Origin of the sequence: Vibrio sp. 11-4(1), from assembly GCF_013048625.1 — a bacterium.
Taxonomy (GTDB): Bacteria; Pseudomonadota; Gammaproteobacteria; order Enterobacterales; family Vibrionaceae; genus Vibrio; species Vibrio diabolicus.
Map to the genome: position 1 here is coordinate 443,770 of NZ_VHSY01000004.1, position 15,025 is coordinate 458,794.

11 protein-coding genes are annotated in these 15,025 nt (G+C 44.6%); 3 read left to right on the forward strand and 8 right to left on the reverse strand.

Translation table 11 applies throughout. The features are described from left to right. Positions 1-27: 27 nt before the first annotated feature. On the reverse strand, positions 28-1,377 hold the full coding sequence (locus FKN16_RS10885) for a ferric reductase-like transmembrane domain-containing protein (RefSeq protein WP_170902679.1): 1,350 nt from the start codon (positions 1,375-1,377) through the stop codon (positions 28-30). A gap of 239 nt (positions 1,378-1,616) precedes the next feature. Between FKN16_RS10885 and FKN16_RS10890 the strand changes: the two genes are divergently transcribed. Further along, positions 1,617-2,468 carry a carbenicillin-hydrolyzing class A beta-lactamase CARB-57 gene (locus tag FKN16_RS10890; RefSeq protein WP_005391263.1) on the forward strand — a complete coding sequence of 284 codons (852 nt, stop codon included), beginning with the start codon at positions 1,617-1,619 and terminating at the stop codon, positions 2,466-2,468. A gap of 292 nt (positions 2,469-2,760) precedes the next feature. Next, positions 2,761-3,810 (forward strand): sensor domain-containing diguanylate cyclase, encoded by a 1,050-nt coding sequence (locus tag FKN16_RS10895; RefSeq protein WP_031780198.1) that lies wholly within the window; start codon positions 2,761-2,763, stop codon positions 3,808-3,810. Between the two features lie 117 nt (positions 3,811-3,927). On the opposite strand, the gene FKN16_RS10900 is transcribed toward FKN16_RS10895, so the two are convergent. After that, entirely contained in the window at positions 3,928-4,080 is a 153-nt protein-coding gene (locus tag FKN16_RS10900) for a hypothetical protein (RefSeq protein WP_005375418.1), read from the reverse strand. A 245-nt stretch (positions 4,081-4,325) separates the two neighbouring features. On the opposite strand from FKN16_RS10900, the gene speG reads away from it, so the two are divergent. After that, positions 4,326-4,865: a spermidine N1-acetyltransferase gene (speG, locus tag FKN16_RS10905; protein WP_041853120.1), complete on the forward strand. Its 540-nt coding sequence runs from the start codon at positions 4,326-4,328 to the stop codon at positions 4,863-4,865. Positions 4,866-4,913: 48 nt separating this feature from the next. Here speG and FKN16_RS10910 read toward each other — a convergent pair whose 3' ends face one another. The 6 genes from FKN16_RS10910 to FKN16_RS10935 form a co-directional block, all read right to left on the reverse strand. Continuing rightward, positions 4,914-5,711 (reverse strand): hypothetical protein, encoded by a 798-nt coding sequence (locus tag FKN16_RS10910; protein WP_170902680.1) that lies wholly within the window; start codon positions 5,709-5,711, stop codon positions 4,914-4,916. 175 nt (positions 5,712-5,886) lie between these two features. Next, the gene (locus FKN16_RS10915) at positions 5,887-6,993 is read right to left on the reverse strand and encodes an outer membrane protein transport protein (protein WP_170902681.1); all 1,107 of its coding nucleotides are present in this window, start codon (positions 6,991-6,993) and stop codon (positions 5,887-5,889) included. A gap of 120 nt (positions 6,994-7,113) precedes the next feature. Beyond that, a complete protein-coding gene (gene vmeQ, locus FKN16_RS10920; protein ID WP_170902682.1) occupies positions 7,114-10,254 on the reverse strand; it encodes an efflux RND transporter permease subunit VmeQ in 3,141 nt (1,046 codons plus the stop codon). A 10-nt stretch (positions 10,255-10,264) separates the two neighbouring features. Beyond that, positions 10,265-11,407: an efflux RND transporter periplasmic adaptor subunit VmeP gene (gene vmeP / locus FKN16_RS10925; RefSeq protein ID WP_170902683.1), complete on the reverse strand. Its 1,143-nt coding sequence runs from the start codon at positions 11,405-11,407 to the stop codon at positions 10,265-10,267. Positions 11,408-11,497: 90 nt separating this feature from the next. Further along, positions 11,498-12,289, reverse strand: a complete 792-nt coding sequence (locus FKN16_RS10930) for a hypothetical protein (protein WP_170902684.1) — start codon at positions 12,287-12,289, stop codon at positions 11,498-11,500. A gap of 530 nt (positions 12,290-12,819) precedes the next feature. Beyond that, positions 12,820-14,979 carry a prolyl oligopeptidase family serine peptidase gene (locus tag FKN16_RS10935; protein WP_170902685.1) on the reverse strand — a complete coding sequence of 720 codons (2,160 nt, stop codon included), beginning with the start codon at positions 14,977-14,979 and terminating at the stop codon, positions 12,820-12,822. Positions 14,980-15,025: the final 46 nt, after the last annotated feature.

The following is a 15,025-nucleotide window of genomic DNA, read 5'->3' on the forward strand; positions in this document are numbered from 1 at the left end:
CCTTTTTATTTCACCCCAAATACTAGATTATCGCATCAAAAACAGCTCTTCATGATAGTAATGTTCTGTATCAAAACGATATGCCTCTAACTCTTTTTTCAGGGTTCGAGAAAATACCTCCGGTCCACAGAAATAAAACTCATAACGCGATAAATCGCCGCATTCCTTCGCAATTTGTTCAACATTAAGTCGAGGTGAAATCGCAGTATCTATCACGTTCAGTTTCACTTGTGCCTGACGCGCGGCATTCCACAGTTCATCCACTAAATGACTATCTAAGCCACGTGTGCAATAAAACAAATGCACTGGCGGATGTCTTTTTAACGCTTTCAATGAAGATAAGATAGCAAAGAACGACGCTATCCCGACACCACCAGCAATCCAAACTTGCGGCTTGTTGACATCAAACTCTAAACGCCCATACGGCCCTTCAACAACAACCTCATTACCCGCTGTCACGCGCTGGTACAAATTGGTCGTGAAATCGCCTAGCTCTTTGATCAAAAAGCGAATCTCTGGATCGTGCTCACCTGAAACAATCGTAAACGGATGCGGATCTTCATTACCAAAGCGAACATAAGCAAACTGTCCGGCTTTGTGCTCTTGCCAAGGCTTCCCTTGGTCGTTGATGCCTGGCGCTAAAACCAGCTCCATAACGCGTGCTTGAGGGAAGTAGCGAGTCGACACCACTTTGGCGGGATAGCGATTCGCTCGTCCGACAAAGCCAAACAAGCTATAAACGGCAGCCGCAGAGCCCATCAATGCAAAACCAAAAGCGATAAAATGAATGGGACCGCCCCAGTACGCGTGCTTGATCAGCAAAACGGAGTGAACAGCAACCATCAAATACACCACAGCCATTAAACGATGGGATAACTTAAACGGTTTGTATTTAACAACCGTCCAGAGTGACACTACCAGCAATGCCAATAGCAAATAAAAGCCCCACTCACCTAAATCCAAGCCTACATCACGCAGTTCTTTAACCCATAACTCCAAACCAACGAAGTTATTGCCTGATGGCCCTGCTCCAGTGTGTTTTACTGGTTTTTCCAACCAACCAGCAGCAACGAGCCACTTCGGCACTTTATACATAAGCCAATGGATCACACCCAAACTGACGCCTGCTATACCTAACCACTTGTGTACTCGATATGCCTTGTCCATGCCATGAACCCATTGCTCTATCACAGGTAAGCGCAGCGCCAGCACCATCGCAATAGACATCAAAGCTAACGACAAAACACCAGAATATTGAATAAGCGCGGAGCGCCATTGGAAGAATTGGGTCGAGGACAGCAGTTGCGGTTCACTCATCCACCACAACACAGACACGGCGGCAATTATCATCCATACAAAATTTCGTACAGTTTTCATGAACATCACTCTCAAATTGACGACAACTCTAGTTTAGTTTTTCTAGCGTAATGCAACGTCAATATTCGTAAAGTTGAGTAAACCCACAATATACCTAAGGTCAATAACAAGCTTGGAGGTATTGCGCAGAATCCTACAAAAAATCGACATGGATTTAACAGTGGTTAGAGTATTCGCTCGTTATAGTTTGCGTAACATCGCCACAGTGCGAACCAAAACCAAAATGAAGAACACGACGCATGAAAAAGTTATTTTTGTTAGCTGGGCTAATGGTTTGCTCAACCCTAAGTTACGCATCCCAACTGAATGAAGACATTTCTCTCATCGAACAACAAACCTCAAGCAGAATTGGAGTCTCGGTTTGGGATACGCAAACCGATGAGCGCTGGGATTACCGCGGCGATGAGCGCTTCCCACTCATGAGCACATTCAAAACCTTGGCTTGCGCCACAATGCTAAGTGATATGGACAGCGGTAAGCTAAGTAAAAATGCGACCGCGAAAGTCGATGAGCGCAGCATCGTTGTGTGGTCTCCAGTGATGGACAAACTCGCAGGCCAAAACACACGCGTAGAACACGCTTGTGAAGCTGCGATGTTGATGAGTGATAATACTGCTGCCAACTTAGTATTGAATGAAATCGGCGGCCCTAAGGCCGTGACAATGTTTCTGCGAACTATTGGTGATAAAGCGACGCGCCTAGATAGATTAGAACCACGTTTGAACGAAGCGACACCGGGAGACAACCGCGACACAACCACACCTAACGCCATGGTAAACACTCTGCGAACCTTGATTGAAGGAGAAACGTTGTCTTACGAGTCTCGCGTGCAATTAAAAATCTGGATGCAGGACAACAAGGTTTCAGACTCGTTAATGCGTTCAGTATTACCAACAGGTTGGTCTATCGCCGACCGCTCTGGTGCGGGTGGTCACGGTTCGCGTGGTATTAACGCAATCATATGGAAGGAAAACCATCGTCCTGTTTACATTAGTATCTATGTCACAGAAACCGAGCTATCACTGCAAGCCAGAGACCAGCTCATCGCGCAAATCAGTCAGTTGATTTTACAGAAATACAAAGATAATTAATTCACTGCGTACATATTTACTTTCCTAAGTTTACCCTCTTTGCCCTTCTCTTCCCTGAAGGGCTTTCCTATTCTTTGGTTCTACCTCAAAAACACCCCTTATTGAGTAATGACTTACTTATAAATAGGTATAACATTTATTCATTTAGGCGTGAGTTAACGCCCACATTAAGCAATTGAACACACATAGATGGCGATAAATAAACCATAATCTTACGTAGAAACGCATTTTTCTTGAAAATAGCTTCGTGTAACTTATTGTTGGTATTTGCAACATCGCAAGGAGATGTCTATTGAGACTTGAAAGAACTTTTAACCCTGATGACTTATCGATGCAGAACATGGAAAGTCCGATCTGTATGCCGATAGGGTTTGTTCACTTTTTAGCTCAATCGGAAACATTGCAGCAGGTGCTTGATACGGTCGCAGAATGGATAAATCGTATATTCAATTCTGACCGCGCGAGTATCACGCTTTATGAAAATGATGATCATCTAAAGGTCTACTCTTTCTCTGGTAATAAAGCGATTCCGGCTGAATTCTTGGTACCTATTCACCAAGCTTTTGTTGGCCGAGTGTTCAAAAAACAACAACTGATGATCTGTGACGATGTCACTCAATCTGATGAGGTCGATTGTGTGATGCTGGCATCCAATGGCATGGGGACGTGTATGGATGCGCCTTTAATGCACGGTAAAGTCTGTTTGGGCACGCTTAATGTTGCACATCACCAAACGCACACTTATACAAACGAACAAGCGGCACAGCTTCAGTGCATTGCTAACTGGATTGCTTTAAACATTGCTCTTCATATACAAATTATGAAAATGGAGCATCTTGCCACAACGGATGATCTGACTGGCATTCCAAACCGCAGAGAATTCATGCGACAAATCGAAAGCCGCTTGACTGAATATCGTACCCAAGGCATTGACTTCCATGTTGCTATTCTAGATTTAGACAACTTTAAGAGCCTTAACGATCGGTTTGGTCATGATGCTGGCGATAAATCGCTGATCCATGCAGTCAACACCATTCAAAGTCATCTACTTGACTGTGACTTACTTGCCAGAGTTGGCGGTGAAGAGTTTGCCATCGTACTAAGAAGCCGTTCATCGCAAGAAGCCCTAAACACATTAGAAACGATTCGCAATGCGCTAGAAACTACGACGATTCAACACTCAGGTCGTGATATGAGCTTTACCGCTAGTATTGGTGTAACTCAAGTCTGTAGCTTGGATGACTCGTTTGAACCACTCGTAAAACGCGCCGACTTAGCCCTTTACAAAGCCAAAGAAACCGGTAGAAACCGTGTTGAGGTTCATAAAACAGAAGAAAACTAGAAAAGAGAGTGATAAAAAGGTAGCGACTTGTTGCGCTACCTTTTATAAATTCTAACCCGCCTAAAATAAGTAATACGAACTTTAAGCCAGTTTAGAAATAAGAGTGAGCAAATTTAATTATGCTTTCTTAAGATCTTTAGCTGGGTAAGTTAGCGTTTTCTCGCCTGCTTTTACGTGTGTGTAAAAACCGCCACTGCTTAAACCTGTAACAACCATTTCGCCAAGATCGATACCTTTAGTCGCTACTACTACGTCACCGATTGAAAACATATTGAATACCTTGTTTATTTAGATTAAGACACTAAGTCGTTGCGCGGTATTTAATATGATATTAGGCAAACCACCTAATTGAATTTTTTATCGTAAAGATTAATTTTTATTTGGCGTGAACTCTAAGTTTCCATATTGAAAAAACCACAATATTTCCCAAAAACAGATGCGCTATTCTTGTTAAATACGTTAAGATTTTCTAGCATCAATTGCGGAGGTTTACTCCGCCTAATTGGAGATAAATGATGAAGAAAGGCCTAAAAATGCGTGCACTAGAACGCTCTGATTTGCGCTTTATTCACGAACTAAATAACAACCGAAATATCATGGCCTACTGGTTCGAAGAGCCTTATGAATCTTATGATGAGCTCGAAGAACTGTACCGAAAACATATACATGATGACGCAGAAAGACGCTTTGTGGTTGAAGATGAAGACGGCATAGTGATTGGATTGGTCGAACTTATTGAGATCAACTACATTCACCGAAGCGCTGAGTTTCAGATAATCATCGCCCCAGAGCATCAAGGACGAGGTTATGCGACAGAGATGATTAATCGTGCATTGGATTACTCCTTCTCGATTCTTAATCTACGTAAAATATACTTATTGGTCGCAGTGGATAATGAAGTCGCTATTCATTTATATAAGAAATGTGGTTTTATTGAAGAAGGCCATTTAGTAGAAGAATACTTTATTAACGGAGCCTATAGCGATGTTAAGCGCATGTATATATTAAAACACCAATATCAGAAAAAGATCGAAGAAAAGAACGCGATTCACTAATTTATTCCATCAAAGTAAAAACGCAGCCATCGTTGCTGCGTTTTCAATTTACTCAAATTGATATTGGTAAGATAATGCGACGCGCCTATCTGCCTCATCTAAATACGTGTTGTTGTCCATGACAAACGTCATTACGTTAAACGAGTGACGTTTATTCACGAGATAACCAAGGCCGATACCACCAAAGAAGCCTTTGTAGTTCTCTCCTTCACTGTTTTCTGAGCCGTAAGTGCCTGCTGTGAAGCTGATTAACGTCAGCTCTTTGGTAAACGATTTCAGCGCAAATGCACCAACGTAACCACTGCTGCCAGAAGAGCTCATCAGATTGAAGCCATTCTCTGCACTTGGAGTGCCCGTAAAATTAGGCTCGCTACAGTGGCTACTTTCTGTACCGTCACATACGGGAACATCACCAGTGTTGTACGTATAGCCTGCCATTGGGAAAATTTGGAAGCCTGCTGGCTCAATCCCGAAATAACTTAACGGCATAAAGGTACCAACGCTGTAGTTGGTTTGATCCGCGCCGTTTACGTATTCATTTTTACCAAAATTGAAATTCACGATACCGACCGGAAACAACCACGAACCACCAATACGCCACTCGCTCGCATCATCATTGATACGCAGGTTGATTTTGCGCGCTTGGTCAAGCGCAAGTGAGCCCGAGAATGAGATGTTTTGATCATCAAAATCGTAGTTGTTTGCGTACGACGCGCCAAATTTAGTGATGACTTTTGTTGGGTCATCCGCCAACTTGTTTTTATTGTCTTTTACTCGATGCTCGGCACCATGAGCCAGCGTACTGACCAACAACGTCGTACACACTAACGCTAGTTTGTTTTTCATTTTTAGTCCTTTGAGATGTTAAATACCCGCACTTAGCCGCGCAGATACTTTTTAAATCATCACTCACTGGGTGTGACAGAAGCGCCCTAACTACCTTAGATAGCGTTACAGCATCCAGTGCAGGTAGTTAGGGTAGAATGGCCTGTAAGGAAGGCGTTTTAGCGATTAGGAATGATTAGTTTTTCCAGTTGTAGCTCATGCTCATGAAGTACAGAGCAGGCTCATCAAAGCCAACTTGTAAGCGTGGCGTTTCCGACGATTCCATCAAGACCGCTTCAAACGCGAAACCAATTGAGTTTTCTGAATCCAATGTGTAATCAATGCCTGTACCAATGCGGTACGCCTTGCCAGTAGGAACGGTAATGTCACCGTTTGATTGGCTTTCATACATGCTGGTATCGAATGCAAAACCGGCATTCCACATCATTTTTTCATTCAGTTTGTACTGAGTACCCAATGCGATTTGGTAAGTGTCTTGTGTCTCTACGTTCAGCGTGGTTGTGTATTCGCTCCAGTCTTGCCAGTTCACGTTCAACATCACCGCTAGGTCATCATTCACTTCGTGGTAAGCACTGAAGATCAGTTGTTGTGGAGCAATGGTGTTACTATTGTCGAATTCAAATTCGGTTTCAGAAGAGTAAGACAGGCCAAGACGCGTGCCTGGTGTTGCCTCATAAAGTACACCTACTCGGCCGTTGACCTGTGTGTCTTGGTCTTCGTCTAAGTATTTTTTATGCATGCCAGAGCTAGCCAACGTCCCTTCAGCTTCTACTTCATACATACCGTACTGAATGCCAAGCGCCGCACCCACAGACCAGTGATCATTGATGCGGTAAGAAGCGGAAGGTTGAATGGTCAAGGCTTGCGTCGTTGCTGTAGGAATATCTAAATGATTATCCAAAAGACCTTCGTACTCGAGGCCAAGACCGTAGTTGCCATACAGACCAATACCCAGCGTCCATTTGTCGTTTACTTGTTGGCTGTAAAATGCCGACGCCATAGGAACAAAACCAATCACGTTGCCAGCATCGCCAGTCATCGTGTCTAGTTGCGCGTCACCGTAAAGGCCAATCAGGTTACCAGAGAAAGATTTACCAGAAACATTCGCCAGACCAGCCGGGTTTGCTGCCATTACTGAGGCATCTTGCGCACGAGCCGCCATACCAGCGGATGCCAAACCAATATCCGATGCTGTAGTTTCGTAAAGGTATAACCCACCCGCTTGCGCAGCAGCACACGTCAGTAGAGAGCTCGCTAAGACGATTTTTGAAAGATTTTTCATGCTAAAACCTATTATTGTTTGGGGAACCCACGCTGCAACGGTGGTTGTATATCAATGAAAGGCATTGGCCAATCGCATACAGCGTGGGGGTGTTGTGGAGTCAGTCGGTTGAAATCAGCGTTATTGCTCGCTCACCTCAAGTTCAGTGGGTTTCTTTCGCTTAAACTTCTCGCGCAGAGATTGCATCATCACGAAGAACACTGGTGTCAGTAACGTGCCTACAAACGTAGAGAGAATCATGCCGCCGAATACCGCAAAGCCCAGTGAGTGACGAGATGCCGCACCGGCACCCGATGCAATCACCAACGGGAATACCCCCCAGATGAAGGCGAATGCGGTCATCTGTACTGCACGGAAACGGATTCGAGCAGCTTCTTTGGCAGAATCAATGATGGATAAGCCCTTTTCTTCTCGCAGAACTTTGGCAAATTCCACGATAAGAATCGCCACTTTGGCGGACATACCGATCAAGATGACCACACCAATCTGCACGTACAAGTCGAACGGTTGTCCCACCAGCAGTAGCGTGCCCATTGCGCCGAGAATCGCGACTGGAACCGCCATCATTACCGCAGCAGGAATGGTCCAACTTTCGTACTGAGCCACCAAGAACAAGTAGGTGAACAGCAAAGACAATGCGAACGCGATTGGTGCCATGTTGCCTGCTTTCATCTCTTGGTAAGTCATGCCTGACCACTCGTACGAGTAACCACTTGGCAAAGATTCTGCAGCCAGTTTTTCAATGGCTTTTACAACATCACCCGAGCTGTAGCCTGGCGCTGGCGCACCGTTCACGGTTGCAGAACTGAACATGTTGTAGTTCGATAAGGTATCAGGGCCGAAGATCGGCTTCACTTTCACTAGCGTTGCCAGTGAAACCATTTTTCCAGAGCTTGAACGAACAAACAGATGGTCGATGTCGTCGATGTTGTCACGATATTGCTCTTCTGCTTGCACTTTCACTTGGTACGAACGCCCAAACAAGTTGAAGTCAGAAATGTAGGCGCCGCCCAACTGTGCTTGCAGTGTGCTGAAGATTTCATTCAACGGTACGCCCATCGAAATCGCTTTATCGCGGTCAATATCGATGTAACGTTGCGGAATGTTCGCACGGAAAATCGAGAACGCACGCGCCACTTCAGGCAGTTGATTGATTTGGGCAACAAAATCAGCGGTTGTTTTTGCCAACTCTTGTGGAGAACGACCCAAGTTGTCTTGCAACACAAGGTTGAAACCATCCACCGCACCCATGCCCTTGATTGCCGGCGTCGCGAAAACGAACGAAGCGGCATCTGGCGTTGAGTTCAGCATTTGGTTAACTTTATTCATCAACGCGCGTTGGTGTAGCTCAGGGTCTTTACGTTTGCTCCAGTTATCCAATTTGATGATCAACATGCCCGAGTTTGGAATCGACGCCATGTTAATTACCGAGAAGCCCGCAACCGAAACCACGTTCTCCACACCTTCCATCTGTTTTAGCTCATCAACGTACTTCTTCATTAATGGTGCCGTACGCTGCAATGCAGCTGCGTCTGGCAAACGCATTTCGACCATGAACACGCCTTTATCTTCGTTCGGTACGAAAGAAGAAGGTACGGTCATGAACGCAAATGCCAGCCCCGCAATAAGCACGCCATAAACACCGACACTCAGCACAATGCGGCGGCTCAAGAAGCCAACTAAGCCTTGATATTTGCGCGTTATTGCTTCAAAACCGCGGTTAAACGCACGCAAAGGCGCAATAGGTTGCGAGTGAGTAGATTTCAACATCAACGCACAAAGCGCTGGCGTTAACGTTAATGCGTTGATCGCAGAGATCAGCACCGACACACAGATGGTGACCGCGAACTGGTTGAACATTCGACCAGAAATACCCGGCAATAGCGCAACCGGTACGAATACCGCCAACAAAATAAGCGTTGTTGCCAATACTGGCCCCGTCACTTCTTTCATAGCTTGGATCGTGGCCGGAATCGGGTCTAAATGCTCTTCATGAATAACCCGCTCCACGTTCTCCACCACGATGATCGCATCGTCCACCACGATACCGATGGCGAGGATCAAGCCAAACAACGAGATGGTGTTAATGGTCATGCCCATCACGCCCATAATTGCGAACGTCGCAATGATGGAAACCGGAATCGCTAAGGTTGGAATGATGGTCGCTCGCCAGTTCTGCAAGAAAACGTACGCAACGAAGGTTACAAGAAGTACCGCAATCACCAGCGTCTCGTACACTTCATCAATCGATGTCTCTACATATTCGGTAGAGTCATAAGCGATGTCGTAGACCAAATCATCTGGGAACGATTTCTCGTACTCTTTCATGGCCTCTTTCACGCGTTCCATCACGTCTAGCGCGTTCGCTGTCGGCAACTGGTACAAGGCCAGAACGGCGGCTGGTTCGTTATTCATACGACCATCAGCTTCGTAACCTTGTGCGCCAACTTCGACACGAGCCACATCTTTCAAGCGAATCAAAGAACCTTTCTTGCTCGCACGGATGATGATGTTCTCGAACTCTTTCGCAGAAGTAAGGCGACCTTTGGTTTGCAAAACATATTGATATTGCTGGTCACCCGGAGCTGGCATACCACCGATCTTACCCGCCGCCACTTGGATGTTTTGCGTTTTAATTGCGCCAATAACATCACTAGCGGAAAGCTTCAAGGTGGCCAGTTTATTTGGGTTCAACCAAATACGCATTGAGTAGTCTTTCTTACCCAGCAGCGTAATGTCACTCATACCTTCGATACGTTTTAGACGCTCAACAATATTGAGATCCGCATAGTTGGAGAGGTAGATACTATCGTGAGACTGTTTCGGAGAACGCAGTGTAATAACGCCCAACATGTCGGAAGATTTCTTCTTAACCGTCACACCGATTTGGTTTACTTCTTGTGGGAGAGAAGACGTCGCTTGCGCCACCAAGTTGTTCACACGAACCTGCGCCATATCGCCATCTGCGCCCACTCGGAAATAGATACGTAGTGTGTATGAGCCATCGTTACCAATCACAGAAGACATGTAAATCATGTCTTCAACGCCGTTGACTTTGGCTTCTATCGGCTGTGCAACCGTCTTTTTAACCACGTTCGCGTTTGCACCCGGATACATGGTGCTCACCGTAATTACCGTCGGAGAGATTTGAGGATACTCAGAAATTGGCAAGACTTTCAGGGCGATCATACCCATCAATGTCATCGCCAGTGAGATCACCAAAGCAAACTTCGGCCGGTGAATGAAAAATTTACTTAACATCAGTACTCACTCAGCCTTGTTCACTCTGTAGTTCAACGTCTTTCACCGTTGCACCCGGACGCACTTTTTGTAGACCATTGACGATGACTTTTTCGTTAGCCGCCAAGCCAGTCAGCACAGCACGTTTCACACCGTAGGTCTGACCGAGTTCAACGTTACGACGAGACACCACGTGATCATCACCAACCACCATGACGTAGTCACCCGCTTGGTCTTGCTGAACAGCCGCCGATGGGATAAGCAAACCATTAATGGTTTTGTTGCGCAGCTTGATGGTCAAGTTGCCATATTCACCCGGCATAAGCGCGTAAGTTGGGTTATCGAATTGTGCTTCTGCTCGAATTGAGCCTGTTTCTAAATCGATCTTGTTGCCAACGGCGTAGATCTTGCCATCAAGTGGATACAATGAGCCGTCTGAAAGCGTCAGTGTTAAATCAACATCCAGTTTGTCATCGTTACGATGAGCCACATCAATGGCACTTCTTACTCGGCGGTAGAGCTTCTCATCCACATCAAAGCCAAAGCGAATTGGGTCGATTTGAGTGATCGAAACAAGAGGAACGAGTTGAATTTTCGAAATACGGTCACCCACTCGGAAGTTGCTGAAACCCACGCGGCCAGAGAAAGGAGCACGCACAGAGCTAAACTCAAGATCGAGCCTTGCTGAAACCAGCGTCGCTTTCGCCTCTTCTACCGAAGCAATCGCTGCGGCGTGCGCGGCAATGGCGTCATCGTATTGCTGCTCACTGATGCTTTTATCTTTGATGAGTTTCTTCACACGTTCTGCATCACGCGTAGTTTGAACGAGTTGTGCTTTTACTTTTTGCAACGACGCTTTTGCATACGCCAGTGCCGCTTTGTAAGGACGGTCGTCGATTTCAAACAGCAATTGGCCTTTTTCGACCATATCGCCATCTTTAAAATGAATCGCGGTTAATTCGCCACCGACTCGAGGCATAATATCAACGTCATTTACCGCTTCAGTTCGACCGATAAAAGTATGATAAGGAGTGATTTTTGTTTCGGTTAGGGTAACGGTTTCAACAGAGGGTGCTTGGGCAGTTTTCGTTGCGATATCGCCAGTTTTGCATCCTGATAGTAATGCAGAAGATATAGCAATAGATACCAACGCAAATTTATATTTGGCTTTCATGATAAACCTACTTTATGTAGAAAGTGCCCTAGCCTAAATATTTAAATATATGGATAAACGCACTTTCTATTCTGGAAATAAACGAGGGAGTTAGAATTGGTAGTTAAATTCGATACGGTGATCACCATCACCGAAATTAACGTGCTCATTCCAGTTTGCAAAGTAACGAATATTTGCGCGAGGATTAATTTGATAAGACAACGCAAACTCATGAGTTAAGATATTATCTTCACCCGCGTAATAAGTATCTTTATATTGACTAGACCCTGATAATGTATGCATATACATTGGGTTGTAGTTAATCCAGATTTTATCGGTTAATTCAATTTTTGAGTACATACCGACAACAGTGAAAGTACCTGGAATTTCATAACCTTTGCCATCACCACTAAAATCATTAGCAATAGTGACACCCGCACCAGCCAAAGGAAATAACTGCAACATGCCAAACTTAGGTAGGCCTTGAATAAAGCTATAAGATGCATCTAATTTATCGTTATCAACATCGTAGTTTACATCCAATTGACGGCCTAGACCTTTTGCGACTTCTACTTGGAAATTACGTAGTCGGAAAGAGTCAATGCTGTCATCAACATTGGCATACATTGGATCGTCATTGTCGCGAATGCCAAATAGCTCACCACCAATGCCTTTCATTTCGATGATGTTCATCGCCATGGTGCCAGGCTGGCTAGATTGGTAAGTTTGACCGATTTTGATGTTCGTGCCTTTGTCAGTAATACCAAAGCCCGCTTGGGTGTAAACCGCAAGTGGGTCAGACATATCTTGTAGTTCTTCGTCATTATTTGTCTGAGCATAAGCAGAAGACGCGAGTTGAAGGGCTGCTGCCATGATAACAACAGACGGTTTCACTAAATTCATAAAACTGTATCCATTTTAATGATTATAAAATTATTCACGTCATGAGGTCATCATAAATAGCAAGCAACACAACTCGCTTTGGATAATATAAATTATCAAAGCAAATTTAATAATGACGAAACATTAGACGTTTTAATTAAAATAAAATAAAGCGTCGTAAAAGTTCAATCACTGCTACTTATATCTTATATAACTTGAAATTTGGTAAGCTTTACGAAGAAGGTAATATTAAAAATTATGAAAATTAAATTATCATTAGAACAAATGATTAATTAAATTTACCATATAAATTAGGAGTGCAATGGTGTTAGGTGATCGCGATCAAGTTTTATTTGTATCGTATATTACTCTTCAGGTAAAGAAGAGAGTTGTAATAAATTGCAAATACCTTAATTTAATTAGCCTTGCGGTCAATTTAGAATAGTTACTCCACAATAAATTGAAAGGAAATCACACTCTGTGATCTCCTTTTATTTTCGAGTGCAAAAGCACCGATGCATTTCGTTAACTAAAAACGCAAACGATTCGCACTATTGCAGTTTCTCTATCCCCATATTGAACAGTGCAAAGCTATAAATATCTGCATTTGTCTCAATTATTTTACGCGTTGGTGTGCCAGCACCATGTCCTGCATTGGTTTCGATGCGAATCAAGGTCGGATTTGAACCCGCCTGTTTTGACTGCAACTCAGCAGCAAATTTGTAAGAGTGAGCAGGAACAACACGATCATCATGATCACCCGTTGTAATCAATGTTGCTGGGTATTCCAGCCCCGCTTTTACATTGTGCACTGGCGAATAACCTTTCAGATATTGGAACATCTCTTTACTTTGCTCTGCCGTACCGTAGTCATACGCCCAACCAGCACCTGCGGTAAAAGTATGATAACGCAGCATGTCCAGTACGCCAACTGCTGGCAGCGCCACTTTAAACAGCTCTGGACGTTGCGTCATAACTGCCCCCACTAACAAGCCACCATTCGATCCACCGTTAATGGCTAACTTGTTTGATGACGTTACCTTTTCATCAATTAGGTATTCAGCCGCCGCAATAAAGTCATCAAACACATTTTGCTTTTGCATTTGAATGCCAGCGTTGTGCCACTCTTTACCATACTCCCCACCGCCACGAATGTTCGCTACCGCGTAAACACCACCAAGCTCCAACCAAGCCGCACGTGTCGGGTTAAAAGATGGTGTGAGGCTGATGTTGAAACCACCATAACCATATAGGATGGTTGGTGCACTGCCGTCCATCGGTGTCCCTTTTTTATAGGTGATGATCATCGGCACTTTTGTTCCGTCTTTTGAGGTGTAAAACACCTGGCGAGAGTCATACAAAGCTGGATCAAATGGCGCTTTAGATTTGTAGTACACCTCGCTATCACCATCTTTGATGTTCAGATGATACGTAGTGCTTGGCATCTTGTAGTTGGTGAAAGAATAGTAGACTTCGGTTTCATCTTTTTTACCCGAGAAACCGTATGCGCTGCCAATATCAGGCAATTTGATTTCTCGGATGAGTTTGCCGTTCATGTCGTATTGCTTCACCATCGAGATCGCATCAACAATATAACTCGCAAACAAATTGCCACCCGCGGTAGAAACGCGTAACACATTCTTTGTTTCAGGAATCAAATCTTTCCAGTTTTTGGGCTGCGGCTGACTCGCATCCACCGTCACGACGCGTTTGTTCGGCGCGTTAAGGTTCGTAACCAAGTACAGCTTCGTGCCTTGGTTGTCTATCACCCAAGTATCAGAACTGGTGTTATCTAAAATGGTTTTAAGCGGGCTGTTTGGCTTACTCAGATCTTTAAAGAACAGTTTGTTACCCGATGTCGATACGCTGGCTGAGATAAACAAGTAGCGTTCATCATCTGACGTATAGCCGCCAACATAACGGTATTTCTCTTCCTCAAAGCCGCCGAAAATCAGCTGGTCTTCACTTTGCTTCGTTCCAAGTTTATGAAAGTAGAGCTTGTGTTGATCTGTCTTCGCGGAGAGTTCACTCCCTTGTAGCTTGTCATAACTTGAGTAATAGAAACCTTGATTGCCGAGCCAACTGATGCCGCTGAACTTAATATCCACCAGCGTTTCACCGACTGGCTTTTTGGTTTCTGTGTCTAACACAATGACTTTGCGCCAATCGCTACCGCCTTCCGAAATGCTGTATGCGACCAAAGAACCGTCTCGTGAAAAGCTCACTCCCGCTAACGATGTGGTGCCATCCTCACTAAAAGTATTTGGATCGAGAAAAATTTCTGCTTCACCATCACCTAGCTGCCGATAAAGCACGTCTTGGTTTTGTAACCCGTCATTTTTATAGAAATAAGTGAACTTACCCTCTTTGAACGGTTGGCTTCGCTTTTCGTAGTCCATGAGCTTAGTGATGCGCTCTTCAATCTGCTCGCGGTAAGGGATTTTCGACAGATAATCGAACGTCACTGCATTTTGTGCCTTCACCCATTCTGCGGTTTCTGGGCTGAGATCGTCTTCCAACCAGCGATAAGGATCACTCACTTTTGTACCAAAGTAGTCATCGACAACATCCACTTTTTGTGTGGTTGGATACGTGATGGCTTTCGGGGTTACTTGTTCAACCGACGACTGCGCCGCTTCATTTGCATGCGCCACAGACAACACACTTCCGAGTGCGAGAGCCGTTGCGAATGCTAGGGTGTTCTTTTTCATGAAATTCCTTTTTATTTTTCTGTTGTCTTTTTGTGCAATACATCAG